Annotated in this window: 15 protein-coding genes; 11 read left to right on the top strand and 4 right to left on the bottom strand. The window is 73.9% G+C overall.

Translation table 11 applies throughout. The annotated features are described in order from the left end of the window. The first annotated feature begins 79 nt into the window (after window positions 1–79). Window positions 80–529 carry a nitroreductase/quinone reductase family protein gene (locus tag IE332_RS19905; RefSeq protein WP_189918175.1) on the top strand — a complete coding sequence of 150 codons (450 nt, stop codon included), beginning with the start codon at window positions 80–82 and terminating at the stop codon, window positions 527–529. Between the two features lie 87 nt (window positions 530–616). Here the strand turns inward: IE332_RS19905 and IE332_RS19900 are convergent, their stop codons facing one another. Then, window positions 617–2,101 carry an MFS transporter gene (locus IE332_RS19900; protein WP_373313775.1) on the bottom strand — a complete coding sequence of 495 codons (1,485 nt, stop codon included), beginning with the start codon at window positions 2,099–2,101 and terminating at the stop codon, window positions 617–619. A gap of 335 nt (window positions 2,102–2,436) precedes the next feature. On the opposite strand from IE332_RS19900, the gene IE332_RS19895 reads away from it, so the two are divergent. From IE332_RS19895 to IE332_RS19855, 9 genes are all read left to right on the top strand, one after another. Next, a complete protein-coding gene (locus tag IE332_RS19895; RefSeq protein WP_189918166.1) occupies window positions 2,437–3,117 on the top strand; it encodes a TetR/AcrR family transcriptional regulator in 681 nt (226 codons plus the stop codon). 88 nt (window positions 3,118–3,205) lie between these two features. Next, on the top strand, window positions 3,206–4,552 hold the full coding sequence (locus tag IE332_RS19890) for a sensor histidine kinase (RefSeq protein WP_189918164.1): 1,347 nt from the start codon (window positions 3,206–3,208) through the stop codon (window positions 4,550–4,552). Next, window positions 4,549–5,223 (top strand): response regulator, encoded by a 675-nt coding sequence (locus IE332_RS19885; RefSeq protein WP_189918163.1) that lies wholly within the window; start codon window positions 4,549–4,551, stop codon window positions 5,221–5,223. The genes IE332_RS19890 and IE332_RS19885 overlap by 4 nt, the downstream gene beginning before the upstream one ends. Window positions 5,224–5,384: 161 nt before the next feature. After that, entirely contained in the window at window positions 5,385–6,509 is a 1,125-nt protein-coding gene (locus tag IE332_RS19880) for an alpha/beta hydrolase (RefSeq protein ID WP_189918159.1), read from the top strand. A gap of 66 nt (window positions 6,510–6,575) precedes the next feature. Beyond that, a complete protein-coding gene (locus IE332_RS19875) occupies window positions 6,576–7,823 on the top strand; it encodes an acyltransferase family protein (RefSeq protein ID WP_189918157.1) in 1,248 nt (415 codons plus the stop codon). 176 nt (window positions 7,824–7,999) lie between these two features. After that, window positions 8,000–9,925, top strand: coding sequence for a galactose oxidase early set domain-containing protein (locus IE332_RS19870; protein WP_189918155.1), 1,926 nt, complete (start codon window positions 8,000–8,002; stop codon window positions 9,923–9,925). A gap of 28 nt (window positions 9,926–9,953) precedes the next feature. Next, entirely contained in the window at window positions 9,954–12,329 is a 2,376-nt protein-coding gene (locus IE332_RS19865; protein ID WP_229928732.1) for a Dyp-type peroxidase, read from the top strand. Window positions 12,330–12,448: 119 nt separating this feature from the next. Continuing rightward, the gene (locus IE332_RS19860) at window positions 12,449–12,784 is read left to right on the top strand and encodes an MmcQ/YjbR family DNA-binding protein (protein WP_189918153.1); all 336 of its coding nucleotides are present in this window, start codon (window positions 12,449–12,451) and stop codon (window positions 12,782–12,784) included. A gap of 199 nt (window positions 12,785–12,983) precedes the next feature. Next, window positions 12,984–14,198, top strand: coding sequence for an alpha/beta hydrolase (locus IE332_RS19855; protein WP_229928731.1), 1,215 nt, complete (start codon window positions 12,984–12,986; stop codon window positions 14,196–14,198). Between the two features lie 14 nt (window positions 14,199–14,212). On the opposite strand, the gene IE332_RS19850 is transcribed toward IE332_RS19855, so the two are convergent. Next, window positions 14,213–15,202: a helix-turn-helix transcriptional regulator gene (locus IE332_RS19850; RefSeq protein ID WP_189918149.1), complete on the bottom strand. Its 990-nt coding sequence runs from the start codon at window positions 15,200–15,202 to the stop codon at window positions 14,213–14,215. Between the two features lie 101 nt (window positions 15,203–15,303). Here IE332_RS19850 and IE332_RS19845 point away from each other — a divergent pair, with 101 nt between their 5' ends. Continuing rightward, the gene (locus IE332_RS19845; protein ID WP_189918142.1) at window positions 15,304–15,882 is read left to right on the top strand and encodes a TIGR03086 family metal-binding protein; all 579 of its coding nucleotides are present in this window, start codon (window positions 15,304–15,306) and stop codon (window positions 15,880–15,882) included. A 59-nt stretch (window positions 15,883–15,941) separates the two neighbouring features. Here IE332_RS19845 and IE332_RS19840 read toward each other — a convergent pair whose 3' ends face one another. Together IE332_RS19840 and IE332_RS19835 are read right to left on the bottom strand one after the other, a co-directional pair. Beyond that, window positions 15,942–16,955, bottom strand: a complete 1,014-nt coding sequence (locus IE332_RS19840; protein ID WP_189918140.1) for an aldo/keto reductase — start codon at window positions 16,953–16,955, stop codon at window positions 15,942–15,944. Between the two features lie 290 nt (window positions 16,956–17,245). After that, on the bottom strand, window positions 17,246–17,749 hold the full coding sequence (locus IE332_RS19835) for a MerR family transcriptional regulator (RefSeq protein WP_189918138.1): 504 nt from the start codon (window positions 17,747–17,749) through the stop codon (window positions 17,246–17,248). Window positions 17,750–17,845: the final 96 nt, after the last annotated feature.

The following is a 17,845-nucleotide window of genomic DNA, read 5'->3' as shown; positions in this document are numbered from 1 at the left end:
GACTCCCGTGGGCGGGGGTCCGGCCCTTCGGGGTTGTCGCTTGACCCTCACACCGGTGTGAGCTCCTAGGGTGACCGGCATGACGAACCCCACCGCGCTCCCCCGCCACCCCGAACCCGCCGACGGCGCGGGCGAGTTCAACCGCGACGTGATCGCCGAGTTCCGCGCGCGGGAGGGCGCGGTGGGCGGTGACCTCGCCGGCATGCCGCTGCTGCTGCTCACCGTGGCCGGCGCCCGCAGCGGCGAGCCGCGCACCACCCCGCTGGTCTACCTGCCGGACGGCGACCGGCTGGTGGTCTTCGCCTCCAACGGCGGCAGCGAGAAGGACCCGGTCTGGTACCGCAACCTGGTCGCCCGCTCCGAGGTCACCGTCGAGGTCGGCACCGACCGGTACCCGGCCCTGGCGGCCCCGGTCGACCCGGCCGAGCACGACGCGCTCTGGGCCCGCCAGATCGCCGCCCAGCCGCAGTTCGCCGGGTACCGCACCGCGGCCCGGACGGTCCCGCTGGTCGCCCTCACCCGCGTCTGAGCACACCTCCGGACACCACGACCGCCCGCGAACACCACGACGGCCCCGGACTCCGCCGAGTCCGGGGCCGTGGTGTACGGGCGCGCGTCAGATGTGCACGGCGGGGCCCGCGTCGGTGGTGCCGCGGCGGGTGAGCAGCCCGAGCAGGGCGGCGGCGAAGGCCACCACGGCGGCGACCGCGAACGCGAGCGACATGCCGCTGACGAAGGACTCGTGGACGGCACCCGCCATCGCGTCCACCACCTGCTGCGGGGTGCCGGCCGGGGCCGGCGGGGCGATGCCGAGCTGGGCGGCCTGCTTGAGGCCGTCGGCCTCGGGGCCCTGGACCGGCGGCAGGCCGGCCCCGGCCCAGTTGCCGGGCAGCACGTCGCCGACCTTGGCGGCCATCAGCGCGCCCAGCACCGCGGTGCCGAGGCTGCCGCCGACCTGCATCGCGGCCTGCTGCAGGCCGCCGGCCACGCCGGACAGCTCCAGCGGGGCGTTGCCGACGATCACCTCGGTGGCGCCGACCATGACCGGGCTGATGCCGAGGCCCATCAGGACGAACCAGAGCGACATCACGCCGTTGCCGGACCCGGTGTCCAGGGTGGACATGCCGACCATCGCGGTGGTGGTGATCAGCATGCCCGCCACGATCGGGATCCGCGGACCGAGCTTGCCGATCGCGATGCCGGCCAGCGGCGAGCCGACGATCATCATCCCGGTCATCGGCAGCAGGTGGACGCCGGCCTCGACCGGCTTCATCCCGTGCACGTTCTGCAGGTAGAAGGTCACGAAGAAGATCGCGCCGAAGAACGCGAAGGCCATCAGCACCATCAGCAGGACGCCCGCCGACAGCGGCACCGAGCGGAACAGGCCGAGCGGGATCAGCGGCTCGCGCGCCTTGCCCTGCCAGAGCGCGAAGAGCACCGTCAGCAGCACCGCGCCGCCCAGCAGGAGCAGCGTCCGCGCGTCGCCCCAGCCCCACTCGGGGGCCTTGATGATGCCGAAGACCAGCGCGAACATCCCGACCGACAGCAGCGCGATGCCGGGCAGGTCGAAGGACTTGGCGGCGTTCTCGGCCCGCACGTCCCGGAGGATCCACAGGCCGAGCGCCAGCGCGATCAGGCCGACCGGGATGTTGATGAAGAACACCGACTCCCAGTTGACGTGCTCGACCAGCAGGCCGCCGACGATCGGGCCGGCCGCGGTGGAGGCGCCGATCACGCCGCCCCAGATGCCGATCGCCATGTTGAGCCGCTCGGCCGGGAAGGCCCCGCGCAGCAGGCCGAGCGCGGCCGGCTGGAGCAGCGCGCCGAACAGGCCCTGGAGCACCCGGAAGGCGATCACGGTCTGGATGTTGCCGGCGAAGCCGATCGCGGCCGAGGTGGCGGCGAAGCCGACCGCGCCGACCAGGAAGGTGTTCTTGTGGCCGAACCGGTCGCCGATCTTGCCGGCGGTGATCAGGAAGACCGCCAGGGCGAGCAGGTAGCCGCTGGTGACCCACTGGATCTCGGAGGGGGCGGCGTGCAGCTTCTCCTGGATCACCGGGTTGGCGATGGCGACGATCGTGCCGTCCAGCGCGACCATCATCACGCCGACGGCGACGGTCAGCAGGGTCAGCCAGGGGTGCCCCTTGAGTCCGCTCCCGGACGGCGGCGTCGGCGGCGGCGCGGCGTCCGCCTCGGAGTTCTTGACGACGGACTGGCTCATCTGGGCCCTCCGGGGGCGTGGCTCGTTCGGAACGTGGTCGTGGCGCCCCGGCCCACCCGTCCCCACAGGTGCCCCGGCCCGACGGGCGCCACTCGCGGCAGATTATGTCAGCCGCTGACATTCGGCAAACAGTGACTTCTGGCCATTACTGACATTTGTCAGAACGCTAAAGTTGTGCTCCCACCCGCCGCACCAGCGCCCCGGAAGGCCCCACCATGGCCGCTCGCACCCCCCGCCCCGCCGGCACCCCGGAGGACCTCGGGCGGACACCCGGGCTGCGCGAGCGCAAGAAGCAGCAGACCAGGTACGCCCTGGTCCAGGCCGCCCACGTGCTCTTCCTCAGCCAGGGCTTCGCCCGGACGACCGTCGACGAGATCGCCTCCGCCGTCGACGTCTCCCAGCGCACCTTCTTCCGGTACTTCGCCAACAAGGACGAGGTCGCGCTCGCCGTGATGGCCGACGCCGAGGACTACTTCATCGAGTGCCTGCGCCACCGCCCCGCCGAGGAGACCCCGCTGCAGGCCCTGCGCGCCTCGATCGTCAAGGCCTGGCGCGACCTCGGGAACGCCAAGGCCTCCGGCCCAGGCTCGATCAGCAGCGCCCTCGAACTCATGCGGATGATCGAGGACGCCCCCACCCTGCTCGCCGCCCACCTGCGCCGGGTCACCGAGCAGGAGCGGATCGTCGTCCGGGTGCTCGCCGAACGGGAGGGGCTGGACCCCCGGGAGGACCTGCGCCCCACCGTGCTCGCCGCCGTCTTCGGCAGCGTCCTGCGCGCCGCCCACCTCTCCTGGACGGCCGACCGCGAACCCGAGGGCCCGGAGGGCATGATCGCCCTGATCGAGCGCCACTTCGACCAGCTCGGCCCGGCCCTGACCGGCCACTGGCGCGCCTGAACGCCCGCCCGGGTCATACCGGGGTACTACCCCGGATCCCGGCCCCCGGTCGGACTCGCCGCGGCCGCCGCGCCCCTAGTCTGGCCTGATGATCGACTCGTCCGCCGGATCCCGCCCCACCGGCACGGCGCGGGCCCTGCTCAACGCGCTCGTCCGGCCCTCCGCCGACCACACCCCGCTGCTGGCCCAGGCCTCCCGGCCCTGGGCCCGCCACCTCCCGTACGTCCTCGCGGTGGCCGCGATCGCCTCGCTGCTGCCCAGCGGGATCAACGTGCTGGCCAACGACTACGGGCTCAACGGGGGGCTCGCCGGCGCGCTCGCCGTCGCGCAGACCGCGCCGCTGCTGCTCGCGGTGAGCCGGCCGCTGGCCGCCTGGTGGATGATCGGCGGCACCGATCTGCTGGCCGCCCTGCTGGTCCTGACCACCGGGAGCGGGACCGGCAGCCTCTGGCCGTGGATCCCCACCAGCCTGATCGGCTACCTGATCCTGATGCTCCCGCTCTCCCTCCGCGAGCCGCGACGCACCCTGGTCGCGGTCTGGCTGGTCACCGCGGCGGCCGGGGGCGCCCTGACGATCGCCGGGGCGGGCTCCCGCTTCACCGGGAACAACGTCCTCCTCGCGATCGCCCTGACCGGTGCCGTCCTGCTGCTCGGTGGGGCCCTGCGGGAACGCGCCGAGGCGCGCCGGCTGCTCACCGAACAGGAGCACATCAGCGAGGCCGAACGCGAGCGCCGTACCCTGCTGGAGGAACGCGCCCGGATCGCGCGGGAGTTGCACGACGTGGTGGCCCATCACATGTCGGTGATCGCGGTCCAGGCCGCCAGCGCGCCGTACCGGATCAGCGACGTGCCGGCCGAGGCCGCCGAGGAGTTCGGCGCGATAGCCGGCACCGCGCGCGAATCGCTCGCCGAGATGCGCCGGCTGCTGGGCGTGCTGCGCAGCGAGGACTCCGGCGGCGAGCGGGCCCCGCAGCCCGGGGTGGGCCAACTCGCCCAGCTGGTCGAGACGGTGGGACGGGCCGGAGTGCCGGCCGAACTGACCGTGGACGCCGGGCTGGCGGAGACGGTGCCGCAGGCCGTCGGCCTCTCCGCGTACCGGATCGTCCAGGAGGCGCTCGCCAACGTGGTGCGGCACGCCCCCGGCGCGCGGACCTGGGTGTCGCTCTCCTCGGACGGGCCGGAGCTGCTGGTGACCGTGGTCAACGCGCCGCCGGCCGAGCGCACCGAGTCGCTGGAGGCCTCGGCCGAGGGCACCGGGCAGGGCCTGGTCGGAATGCGCGAACGCGTCCGGCTGGTCGATGGCAGGCTGGACACCGGCCCGCTGCCGGACGGCGGCTTCAAGGTGGCCGCCGTCCTGCCCCTCGACACCTCAGACACCGCAGACAGCCCAGACGCCCCAGGCAGCCCAGACACCCCCCGGGAGACCACCGCATGACCATCCGCGTGATCATCGTCGACGACCAGGCCATGGTGCGCGCGGGCTTCGCCGCCCTGCTGAACGCCCAGACCGACATCGACGTGGTGGGGGACGCGGCAGACGGCGCCCAGGCCCTGGAGGTCACCGGGCGCACCCACCCCGACGTGGTGCTGATGGACGTCCGGATGCCCGTGATGGACGGCCTGGAGGCGGCCCGGCGGCTGCTCGACCCGGCGGCGCCGGGCGCCCACCGGCCCAAGGTGCTGATGCTGACCACCTTCGACGTGGACGACTACGTGTACGAGGCGCTGCGCGCCGGCGCCAGCGGCTTCCTGCTCAAGGACGCCCCGCCCGCCGACCTGATCGCGGCCGTCCGGGTGGTCGCGGCCGGCGAGGCGCTGCTCGCCCCCTCCGTGACCCGGCGGCTGATCGAGGACTTCGCCCGCACCCGCCCGGCCCGGCGCCACGACCCCAAGGTGCGGCTCAACGGCCTCACCCCGCGCGAGACCGAGGTGCTGGCGCTGATCGCCCGCGGCCTGTCCAACCAGGAGATAGCCGCCGACCTGGTGCTCGCCGAGCAGACCGTCAAGACCCACATCGGGCGCATCCTCGCCAAGCTCGACCTGCGCGACCGCGCCCAGGCCGTGGTGCTGGCCTACGAGTCGGGCCTGGTGACCCCCGGCCAGTAGGGGGGCTGTCCCCACCCCGCTGACCCCCTCCCGCGAGCGGGAAATCCTCCTGATACCCCAGTACCACAAGGCAGTTGGCCCCGCGGTGTGACGTCCGCGGGGCCGTGCTGTTCCTACCTTCCTCTCCGTAGCGAGCCGGACGGACGAGGGGGAACAGGGACATGCGCGGATTTCGGGTCAGGAGGGCGCTCGCCGCCGCCGCGGTGGCGCTGGCGGCGGTACTCGGCGCGGGCGGCTGGGCCGCCGGCACCCAGACCCCGCTCACCGGACCACCGCCCGGCAGCGCCGCCTGGACCGCCGACGCCTCGCTCGGCCTGCGGCTGCCCGACCCGGCCACCGCCACCCCGGCCGGCGTCGCAGCGTTCTTCGCCGGGTTGGCACCGGCACGGCAGGACGCGCTGGCCGTCCGGCACCCGCTGGTGGTCGGCAACCTGGACGGCGCCCCGGTCCCGCTCCGGTACCGCGCCAACGCCCTGGCCCTCGCCGCCGAACGCACCCGTGAACTCGCCCGGGCCGTCGACCCCGCCCTCACCCCGCAGGACCACGCGGCCGCCCGTACCCGCGCCGAGCGCTACCGCACCCTGCTGGACGGCGGACGGCAGGTCCTCGCCTTCGACCCGCGCGGCCGCGGCCAGGTCGCCGAGGTGTACGGCGACCTGACGGGCGCCGCCCGCACCGCCGTGATCGTCCCCGGCTCGGACATCGACCTGCTCAGTTTCGACCGCGCGGGCAACCCGTACGGCACCCCCGCCGGGATGGCCCGCGCACTCCACGAGGCGACCGGCCGGCAGGTCGCCGTGATCGCCTGGGCCGGCTACACCACCCCGGTCGGCCTCGGCCCGGACGCCGCCACCGAGGACCTCGCCCGGGCCGGCGCCGACCGCCTCACCCGGCTGCTCGACGGACTCGCCGCCACCACCCGCCCGCAGGCCCCGGCCACCGTGTACTGCCACAGCTACGGCTCGGTGGTCTGCGGCCTGGCCCGCCCCAGCCCGGCCCGGGCCTCCGGCGTGGTGGTGCTCGGCTCCCCCGGCATGGGCGTCGGCTCCGCCGCCGACCTCGACCCGCGCGTCCCGCTCTGGGCCACCGCCCGCAACGGCTCCGACTGGATCGGCGACGTGCCCAACGTGCGGCTGTTCGGCCTCGGCCACGGCGCCGACCCGACCGCCCCCGGCTTCGGCGCCCGCCCGCTGCCCGCCACCGGATCCCACGGCCACAACGGCTACTTCGCCCCCGGCACCGACTCGCTCGCCGCGTACGCCGCCGTCGCCCTCGGCCGCGCCTGAGCGCCGAGCGCCGAGCCACCCGAGCACCCCCCGCACCCAGCCCCCCGCACCGGAAGGAGCACCACCATGGCACGGAGCACCACCACCGCCCACCCGCTCACCGCCCTGCGCCACGCCGCCCGACGGGTCGACGCCAAGACCCCCGCCACCCGCGACCGCGCCCTGGACGGGCTGCGCGCCCTCGCCCTGCTCGCCGTCCCGGTCGGGCACTGGATGCTCGGCGGCTTCACCCGCTCCCCCGACGGCGTGCTGCACAACGCCAGCCCGCTCTCCTCGCTCGGCTTCTTCGCCCCGATCAGCTGGGCGCTCCAGATGCTCGGGGTGTTCTTCCTGGTCGGCGGCCACTCCTCGGTCCGCTCACTGGAACGGGCCCGCGCCCGCGGCGTGTCCTACGGCGGGTGGCTGCGCGCCCGGGCGGTGCGGCTGCTGCGTCCGGTGCTCGGGGTCACGGCCGTCTGGGCTCTGCTGATCCCGCTGCTGCCCGCGCTCGGCGTGCCCGCCGACACCCTGCGCACCGGCGCGACGCTGGTGGTGCAGCCGCTCTGGTACATCGGGGTCTACCTGGGGCTGACCGCGCTCACCCCGCTCTGCATGGCCGCCGGGCGCCGGCTGGGCGGCTGGTCGGCGGGCCTGCTGGCGGCCTCGGTCGCCGTCGTCGACCTGCTCCGGTACGGGCCGTGGGCGCAGGCGGTGCCGTCCTGGGTCGCGCTGCTGAACATCCTGCCGGGCTGGCTGTTCGGCTACCAGCTCGGCGTGCTCTGGGCGCAGGGCCGGCTCGGCCGGCCGGCCGCCCGGGTGCTGCTGCTCGGCGGCGGCGCGCTGTTCGCCGCGCTGCTGCTGGTGTTCCACTACCCGGCCAGCATGGTCGGCGTGCCGGGGGCGGAGCGCACCAACTCGCACCCGCCGTCCCTGCTGGTGCTCGCGCTGGCGGCGTTCCAGTGCGGCGCCGCGGTGCTGCTGCGGGAGCGGCTGGGCCGGCTGCTGACCCGCCGTCCGCTGCTCTGGCTGCCGGTGGTGGTGGTCAACCTGTCGGCGATGACGATCTTCTGCTGGCACCAGAGCGCGATGCTCGCGGTGGCGGTGCCCGGCGCGGCCGGCCTGGGCGCCGTCCCGGGGCTGACCACCGCGCCGGACTCGCTCGGCTGGGTGGCCACGCGGCTGGCCCTGCTGCCGCTGTTCGGAGCGGTGCTGGTGGCGATCGGGTGGTTCACCCGGCGGTTCGACGGGCCGTGGACGGCCTTCTCCCGGGCCGGGAAGGCGGCGGCCGGCGCCGGGGCAGCGCTGTTCGCGGCGTACGCGCTGGGCGTGGTGTGACGTTCCGCCGGGCTCGGTGCGACCGTTCCGTCGAGGGAATGCATCGGCATGCGAACCACCACACGCTGTGATCTCCTGTCACCGTTGGCGACCATCGCAGGACCGCGCCCGCCCACGGCCCGTCCGCCCGCATTCGCCGCCTCCCTCCCTCCGCGCACCCCCTCCTTAGGAGACCCATGTCCCTGTCCCCACCACGCCCCCAGCCACGGCGCCGGGCCCGCCGACGGCTGTCGGGCACCGCCGTCGTCCTCGCGGTGACCGCCGGCAGCCTGCTGGGCACCGCCGCCCCGGCCCTCGCCCACGGGCCCGGCTCGGACGACCTGACCCCGCACGTCGACTCCCCCCGGGTGATGGCCGAGCTGCGGCAGGACGAGGTCGCGGCGCTCGGCCAGGAGCACGCCGAGGAGCACGCCCGGATGCGCGCCGCCGTCCGGGGCGTCGGCGACTACCCGCAGACCACCCGCACCAACCGCTACAACGCGCTGACGGCCTCCCAGGCCGATCACAACAGGGCCTTCGACCCGGCGACCTTCGGCGCGTTCAAGGAGTACTTCCCGTCCCCCGACTTCGGCGACCACGTCGCGCTGCTGCCGACCGGCAAGGTGCTGCTGTTCTCCTTCGAACGGATCGAGACCAACCCGGAGAAGGAGCCCGCCCCGACCCAGACCATCGGCAAGGAGAACGCGGGCCGGGCCTTCCTCTGGGACCCGGCCAAGGGCACCGGCAAGGACGCCTTCAAGCAGGTCACCCCGCCGGTCGCCGACATGCCGGACGGCCTGGGCGAGCAGCGCCCGGTGCCGTTCTTCTGCTCCGGCCACTCCTTCCTGCCCAACGGGATGCTCGGCGTCTTCGGCGGCAACCTGGGCGGCAACGGCGGTACGGGTGCCAAGCTCTCGCTGATCTTCGACCCCTGGACCGAGACCTGGACCCGCAACCCCGACATGTCGGTCGGCCGCTGGTACCCCTCGGTGGTGACCGGCGCCGACGGCCGGCAGCTGATCATGTCCGGGCAGTCCGAGCTCGGTTACGGCACCCCGACCCCGGTGGTCGAGCGGTTCCCCGCCAAGAACTTCGCGGTGCCGGTGAAGAAGACCGACCTCCCCGCCAACACCCCGGTGGAGCGGTTCAGGGCCGACGCCCCGTTCAGCACCGACTACCCGCACCTGTTCTCGCTCAACGACGGCAACGTCTACGGCTTCGGCCGCACGCCCAACGAGCAGTGGAAGTTCGACCCGGTCGCCGAGTCCCGCGGCGACCTCACCGCCCGCCCCGACGGCCGCAGGCGCAACTACGGCTCCGCCGTGATGCTGCCGAGCGGCGTCAACGGCCCGGACTCCGCGCTGATCCTCGGCGGCGACCGGGACAACCCGAGCACCCTGCGCTTCTCCAACGGCAGTTGGACCGCCGACAAGTCCCGCGCCTTCGGCCGCACCCAGGACGACACCGTCCTGCTGCCCAACGGCAGGCTGCTGACCGTCAACGGCGCCTACGACATCCGCGACTACGGCAACGGTCCGTACAACCCCAACGCGGACCTCAAGTACCGCCAGATCGAGCTGCGCGACGACCAGGGCAACTGGAAGCTCGGCCCGGTCCAGCGGCTGCCGCGCGGCTACCACTCCAACGCGGTGGTGCTGCCGGACGGGCGCGTCATGGTGACCGGCGACGAGCTCCAGCAGCTGGCCAACAACACGGACGTCAACGGCACGGTGAGCGGCATCCCCGGCACCACCGGCCCGACCACCATGAACGGCACCATCGAGATCTACGAGCCGCCGTACCTGAGCCAGGGCGACCGGCCGGCGCTGGCCAACGCGCCCACCACCCCGGTCGGCTACGACAAGACCTTCACCGTCACCAGCACCACCCCGGGCCTGGCCGCCAAGGCCGTCCTGCTGGCCCCGACCACCTCCACCCACTCGGTCAACACCAGCCAGCGCCACATCGAGCTGCGGCTCACCAGCCGGGCCGGCAACCGGCTGCAGCTCCAGGCCCCGCCGGACGCCAAGGCCGCCCCGCCCGGCTGGTACATGCTCTTCCTGCTCAGCGACCAGGGCGTGCCCAGCGTCGCGCAGTGGGTCCAACTCGGCTCCTCGGCCTGATCCCCACCCCCGAAAGGACACCCCACCCATGACGACGGATCTGAGCCTGCGCGAGAGCGAGGAGATCCAGGGCGACATCCTCGCCGGCTTCAAGAAGGACAACGTCAGCATCCTGTTCCTCAAGTTCGAGGACGCCGCCCGGGCCCGCGACTGGCTGCGCAGACTGACCCCGCAGATCGCCACCACCCGGCAGGTCGCCGCGTTCAACGAGGCGTTCAGCGAGGCCAGGCGCGCCTCCGGCGGCGACGACCCGCGGTCGCTCAACGCCACCTGGCTCGGCGTCAGCTTCACCTACGAGGGCCTGCGGATGCTCTCCGCGACCGACCCGTTCCCGACCGCGCCGCCGGTCGGCGGCGGCCTGGAGGCCTTCAAGGAGGGTTCGGCCAGACGGGCCGGGGCGCTCGGCGACACCGGCGACAACTCCCCGGAGAACTGGCTCTTCGGCAACGGCCGGACCCAGCCGGTCCACGCCGTGCTGAAGATCTCCGCGGACACCGAGCGGGACCTCCAGGCGGCCGTCGAGGCGCAGCGGATCGCCGCCGCCGAGTGCCGGGTCCTGATCGCCTACCAGCAGAACGCCCAGACCCTGCTGGGCAGTCGGCGCGGCAAGGAGCACTTCGGCTTCAAGGACGGCGTCAGCGAGCCCGGCGTCAAGGGCTTCGACCGGGCCGACCCGGCCAGGCCGGACCAGGAGGAGGGCCACCCGGGCACCCGGCTCATCCCGGCCGGCGAGTTCGTCTGCGGCCTGGAGAACGACCCGTTCAGCGGCCCGGTGAGCCAGTACCCGGAGTGGGCCCGCAACGGCTCCTTCCAGGTGATCCGCCGGCTCGCCCAGGACGTCCCCGGCTGGTGGTCGCAGGTCGCGGTCAAGCTGAAGGAGCTCAAGCAGGCCAAGGCCGTCCCGGACACCGCCACCACCGAGTGGCTGGCCGCCCGGATGGTCGGCCGCTGGCGCTCCGGCGCCCCGGTCTGCAAGCACCAGAACAACGACGTCCCGAACACCCCGGGCGCCGCCTCGGACAACGACTTCGACTTCCGGGACGACCTGGAGGGCCTGGTCACCCCGCTCTGGTCGCACCTGCGCAAGACCAGCCCGCGGGCCGGCCTGCAGGAGGCCCCGGACAAGCCCGCGCTGGACGCGGGCGTCCTGGACGGCCGGCGGATCATCCGCCGCGGCACCCCGTACGGCGCCCCCTTCGACCCCGCCTCCGAGGGCCCGGGCGGCCCCGACGACCCGCGCGGTCTGCTGTTCATCTGCTACCAGGCCGACATCCAGCGGCAGTTCGAGTTCATCCAGGCCGACTGGATGGACCAGCCGAACTTCCCGCCCAACCGCGACTCGCAGGGGGCCACCCCGCCCGGGCACGCCGGCCCCAGGCCGCTGCCCGGAAAGGACCCGGTCACCCAGGAGGCCCCGGACGTCGACTGGGAGCACCGGGGGCCGGACGGGCTGATCAACCACACCCCGCTGAGCTTCCAGCAGTTCGTCCAGACCACCGGCTCGGTGTACGCCTTCATGCCCTCCCTGAGCATCCTGCGCGGGCTCTGCGAGGGGCGGCTCTCCCCGGTCGGCGGGCAAGGCACCAACGGACAGAGCGGCGGGCAGACCGGCAGCCAGACCGGCGGGCAGACGCAGCCCAAGCCGCAGCCGGTGAAGGCGTACCCGTGCGACGAGTTCGTCGGCGTCCCGGACCAGTACCGCAAGGGCGGCCAGAGCCAGTACTGGGCGTTCCACGGCGACCGCTGCCGGCTGATCTCGGTGGCCGACGGCTCGGCCCACACCGACCGGAAGGTCGAGGACGACACCTGGCTCACCAGCTGGACCTGTCTCCAGGGCGTCGGCCGGGTCGACTGCTTCCTGCCCGTGCCGGACCAGCAGGACCCGGCCGGCAAGAGCTGGTACTGGGTCTTCCACAGCACCGGCGGCCGCCAGCTGTACCGGATGGTCTCGGTCACCTGCGCCGGCGGCCGGTACACCACCACGCTCGAACGCTCCGACCGCGACCTCACCCACTGGGGCTCGCTCAGCGGCGTCGGCCAGGTGGACTGCTGGCTGCCCGTCCCGGACCAGCAGCGGGTCGGCGGCAAGAGCTGGTACTGGTGCTTCCACACCACGGCCGGCCGCCAGCAGTACCGGCTGATCTCGATCGCCGACGGCACCTCGCACACCGACGTGCGCGAGCGCACCGACCGTGAACTCTCCCAGTGGAGCTCGCTGAACGGGCTCAACCGGGTGGACTGCTTCCTGCCCGTCCCGGACTGCCAGCGGGTCGGCGGGAACAGCGAGTTCTGGGTGTTCAGCGGCCAGAACTACCGCCGGATCTCGATCGCCGACGGCAGCGGCCACCCGGACCGGCTGGTCGCCGCCGACCGCTCCTGCGACGCCTGGGCCTCGCTGTCCTGACCGGTGCGGGGCCCGACCGGCCCCGGCCCGGCCGCCCGGCCCCGGCCCCACCCGCGCCCCCGGTGCGCTGTCACGCGCGCCGGGGGCGCGTTGTCGGTGCCCTGCTCTAACCTGCCGCCATGGTGACGTTCGACGAGTTCCGCACGATGGCCATGGCCCTGCCGGAGGCCGCCCAGGAGCCGACCTGGGACATCGAGACGCTGCGGGTGCGCGGCCGGATCTTCGCGATGGGCGCGCCCGACGGCGACCGGGTCACCGTCAAGGCCTCCCCCGAGGACCAGGCCGAACTCCTCGCCGCCGAACCCGAGGTGTTCTCCTCCGCCCCCTACGTCGGCCGGCACGGCTGGGTGAGCGTCCGGCTCGCCCTGGTGGACCGGGACGAGCTGCGCGACCTGGTCACCGAGGCCTGGCGGCGGACGGCACCGAAGCGGCTGGTACGGGAGTTCGACGCCTGAGCGGACGGCCGTACGGGTCTCCGGCGCACCACTGGGAGACGCCGTCAGGACACCCTCGGTTCATGTGACCCATCCCACAGTTTGGCCGTGCCCGCCACCCCGTCGGGCCCCCTAGGCTTGCGCAGGGAAGTCAGCAGTCTTATCGCACCCTCCGGGCACCGCCCGAGAAACGGTGACGGGCCCCAAGGGAGTTGGTGCGGTGCGCAACCGTCGACGCTGGAAGCGGGTACTGGTCGGAGCGTTCGCGGGTTGTGCCGTGCTCGCCGATGCCGGCGCCTCGGCCGCCGCGGCGGCCGTCTCCTCCGAGCAGCTCGCGATCTCCACGCCCCCGGCCGGCAGCGCCGCCTGGGTCCAGGACCACTCCTACGGCCGCGTGCTGCCCGATCCGGCCACCACCAGCCCGGCCGCCGCCGCCGAGTTCTTCGCCTCGCTGGCGCCCACCGAGCTGGACCGGCTGATCCAGGAGTACCCGCTGGTCGTCGGCAACTACGACGGCGCCCCGCTGGACCTGCGCTACCGCGCCAACCGGATCGCCCTGGCCGTCGAGCGCGACAAGGCCAAGGCCCGCGCCGAGGACCGCGAGCTCGACTCCGACACCCGCGCGCTTGCCGTCTCCCGCGCCAACGACGTCGATCACCTGCTCGCCCCCGGCCGGCAGATCCTGGCCTTCGACCCGCGCGGCCGCGGCCTGGTCACCGAGGTGTGGGGCGACCTCGCCGACGCCGAGCGGATCTCCGTCCTGGTGCCCGGCTCGGACGCCGACCTCGGCCACTTCGACCAGACCGCCGAGCCGCTGCGCTCCCCGGCCGGCATGGCCCGCGCCCTCTACGCCGAGGAGCAGCGCCAGGCCCCGGGCACCCGTACCGCCGTGATCTCCTGGACCGGCTACGTCACCCCCTCCGGCCTCGGCCCGGACGCGGCCACCTCCCGGCTCGCCGACGTCGCGGCGCCCCGGCTGGAGCGGCTGCTCGCCGGGCTCAAGGAGACCACCCGGCCGGACGTGCCCCCGTCGCTGCTCTGCCACTCGTACGGCTCGGTGGTCTGCGGCACCGCCGCCCCGAAGATCCCGCGGGCGGCCGCCTCGCCGTCCGACACCTCGGGCATCACCGACATGATGGTGTTCGGCAGCCCCGGCATGGGCGTGCAGAGCACCGCCGAACTGGGCGACGGCGTACACGTCTGGGCCGCCCGCAACCCCAGCGACTGGATCGGCAACGTCCCGTTCCTGGAGGTCGGCAAGCTCGGCCACGGCGCCGACCCGACCGGCGGCGGCTTCGGCGCCGAGCAGATCTCCTCGGCCCGCGCGGTCGGCCACAACGGCTACTTCACCGACGGCACCGACAGCCTGCACAACTTCGCGGCGATCTCCCTCGGCCACTACCGGGACGTGGTCCGGACGGAGCCCAACTCCTAGAGCCCGTTCACGCCCTACGACGGCTGGTCCTGGTACAGCCGCAGGGCGTCCGCCGCCGCCCTGGCCAGTTCGCGCCGGGCGGCCGGCGGGGCCAGCACCTCGGCGTCCGCGCCGAAGGCCAGCAACGACCGGACGGCCGCGGGGGACGGGAAGGCCATCGCCACCTCCACCCAGTCCTCGGCCGGCCCGACGCCGGTCTCCGGCGGCTGCGCGGTGACCCGGCCGCCGTGGATGCGCAGGAACAGGTCCAGCCTGCCGCGCCGTACCCGCACCCGTACCGGCAGTTCCTTCGGCAGCCGCTCCACCTGCTCGCGCAGCACCGCCCACACCTCGCCGAGCCCCACCCCGGCCCGGCGGCGCACCGCCTCCTCGGTGGTCTCGGCGGCCAGCACCCGGTCGGCCCGGAACAGCCGCGGCTCGCCGTGCAGATCGGCCACCAGGTACCAGACCGACGCCTTGCTCACCAGCCCGTACGGGTCCACGGTGTACTCCGCCGGCGCGGGCGTGCCGCTGTGCCGGTAGCGCAGCCGCAGCCGGCGGTCGGCGAAGACCGCGTACTGCAGTTCGCCGAGGTCCGGGCCGGCCGCGGCGGCGGGCGGGCCGCCCTGCATCCAGCGGGCCGGGTCGACCAGGATCCGCTCGCTGATCCGCTCGGCGGCCGGGCGGTGCGGGGCCGGCAGCGCCGCCATCACCTTGCGCAGCGCCGAGCCGAGCGCGCCCTCCAGCCCGAGGTCGCTGTGCGCGCCCTGGGCGGAGAGCACGAACAGCGCCCTGGCCTCGTCCGCGGTCAGGCCGGTGACGTCGGTGCGGTAGCCGGGGAGCAGGCCGATGCCGCCGTGCCGCCCGCGCTCGGTGAACACCGGCACCCCGGCGGCGGAGAGCGACTCCACGTCGCGGTAGATGGTGCGGACGGACACCTCCAGCCGCTCGGCGAGTTCGGTGGCGGACACCCGGCCGCGGGTCTGGAGCAGCAGGAGGACGGAGAGCAGGCGGTCGGCCTTCATGGAACAAGAATCCCAGTAATCCTGACGGCGCTTGTCAGGTTTTACTGGGAGATTGCGTTCCGAGCCCGAAAGACCGACCCACCACGGAGAGTTGACCGCACATGAACGCCGTCCAGGACGCCCGCCCGCAGTACCTGCTCGCCCTCGACCAGCTGGAGAAGCTGTTCGCCACGATCACCCCGGCGGACCTCGACCGGCCCACCCCCTGCCCCGAGTTCACCCTGCGTCAGCTGCTCAACCACGTGGTCGGCGGCGTCCACCGCCTCGCCTACATGGGCGAGGGCGGCCGCGCCGAGGACATCCTGCCCGGCATCGTGGACCCGTCGGACGAGGGCTGGCCGGCCGCGCTGGGCCGGGCCCGCGCCCGGGTCGCCGCCGCCTGGGCGGACGACGCCAAGCTCGGCCGCCCGACCTTCGCCCCCTGGGGCGAGGTGCCCGGCGGGGCCGCGGTCGGCGGCTACGTGATGGAGGCGGTGACCCACACCTGGGACATCGCCACCAGCCTCGGCAACGGCTTCGTCCTGGACGACGGGCTGGCGCACACCGCGCTGGGCATCGCCCAGGCCGTCCTGCCTGCCGAGGGCCGGGGCGAGGGCGTGCCGTTCGGCGCCGTCCGGCCGGCCGCCGAGGACGCCGACGTCCACACCCGACTGGCCGCCTGGCTGGGCCGCGCCGCCTGAACCGACGCGACGGGCAGGGCCCGGGGAGCCGGCGGCTCCCCGGGCCCTGCCCCCTCCCGCTACTCCCGACCGACCTGGGTGAAGTTCATGTCCGCGTAGCGGCCGCCCCGCACCTGGCCCGAGATCGGCTCCAGCAGGGCCAGCTCCTCGGCGGTGAGCCGCAGGGCCGCCGCCGCGGTGTTCTCGGCGAGCCGGCCGCGCTTGCGGGTGCCCGGGATCGGCACCACGGTCAGCCCGTGCACCTCGGCCCGCTGGTGTACCCAGGCCAGCGCGACCTGCGCCAGGGTCACCCCGCGCGCCGCCGCGATCTCCCGCAGCGGGGCGAGCAGTCCGGCGTTGGCGGCCGCGTTGTCACCGGTGAACCGCGGCTGGGTGCGCCGCACGTCGTCCGCCCCGAGGTGGTTCGCGTCCTGGAAGGCGCCGGTGAGGAAGCCGCGCCCGAGCGGCGAGTACGGCACGAAGGCGACGCCCAGCTCGGCCGCGGCCGGCACCGCCGTACGCTCGACGTCGCGGGCGAACACCGACCACTCGGACTGCAGCGCGGCGATCGGGTGGATGGCGTGCGCCTCCCGCAGTTCGGCGCCGGTCACCTCGGACAGCCCGAGGTGACGCACCTTGCCGGCCTCGACCAGCTCGGCCATGGTGCCGATCGAGTCGGCCAGCGGCACGGCCGGGTCGCGGCGGTGCATGTAGTAGAGGTCGATCTCGTCCACGCCGAGGCGGCGCAGCGAGGCGTCGACGGCGGCCCGGATGTACGCCGGGTCGTTGCTGATGCCCCGGTAGCCCGGGTCCTCCTCCTTGCGGACGAGCGCGAACTTGGTGGCGAGCACCACCTTGTCCCGGTTGGCCCGGACGAAGGGGCCGATGAACTCCTCGTTGCGGCCGAAGGCGTAACCGTCGGCGGTGTCGAACAGGGTGACGCCGGCTTCCAGCGCGGCACCCAGGGTGGCGAGCGCCTCGTCTGAGTCGGTCGGACCGTAGAACTCGCTCATGCCCATGCAGCCGAGGCCCTGGACGCCCACCAGCGGGCCGCCCGTGCCGAGTTCGGCGGTGGGAAGGACGGGGTGAGTCATGTGATACCTCCACAAACCCCCGACCGAGGCCGGGGAATGGATCGGATCTTTTGCGGAATAGGTCGATTGCCACGGACAGTGATAGCGTGGTCACGCCGGGTCGGAGCGATAACCAAGCTTCGGCCCGGCCTACCGCCGGGCCGGCGGGAAGTCAGGTCTGTGGAGCTGATGTAAGACCGATGGGCGGCACACCGTCCCTCCGCTGGTAACCCCAGGTCGGCAATCGACTGTGAAGCAGAAAGCCCGACCCGCGAGGGCCGGAATCCTCTGGCTTCGGCCGGAGGCTGAGGTCAAGCGCTCTGCTCTTCCTCTTGGTGGTACCGGCATTCGACCGGGGCGCCGGTGCTGTCGGCGATCTTCCCGGCGTAGAGATCGATCTTGTAGTCGAGGACGGCGAGGGTGGCCTGGAGGTCGACGATCCGCTGCCGGACCTCCTCGCGCTGGTCGACCAGCAGCTGCCGGCGGTCCTCGTAGGTCCCCTCGCCCTGACGGGCCATGTCGACGTACCTGAGCATGTCCGCCACGGACATGCCGGTCAGCCGCAGCCGGCCCAGGAAGGCCAGCCGGTGCAGGTCGGCGTCGCAGTAGCGGCGCTGGCCGCCGGCCGCGCGGTCGACCGGGTCCAGCAGGCCGATCCGCTCGTACCAGCGCAGGGTGTGGGCGGTCAGGCCGCTCGCGGCGGCGACCTCGCTGATGGTGTGCCGCGGGGTCCGGTCCGGATCGCCGCCGGGTGCGCGGTTGAACACCTCGGCGCAGCTGAGCGGGTCGACCTCGACTCGTGCGGGCGTGGCCATCGAACGTTTCCCCCCTGTCCTGTACGACCTGTCGTCGCACGACCGGTCCTCACGCGACCCGTCCTGTGCGACGGGAACGACGCTACCGAGTTGGAG

The sequence above is a fragment of the Kitasatospora xanthocidica genome, from assembly GCF_014656195.1.
Taxonomy (GTDB): Bacteria; Actinomycetota; Actinomycetes; order Streptomycetales; family Streptomycetaceae; genus Kitasatospora; species Kitasatospora xanthocidica.
The sequence above is the reverse complement of the archived record's forward strand: the minus strand, read 5'-3'. Positions and strand labels throughout refer to the sequence as shown.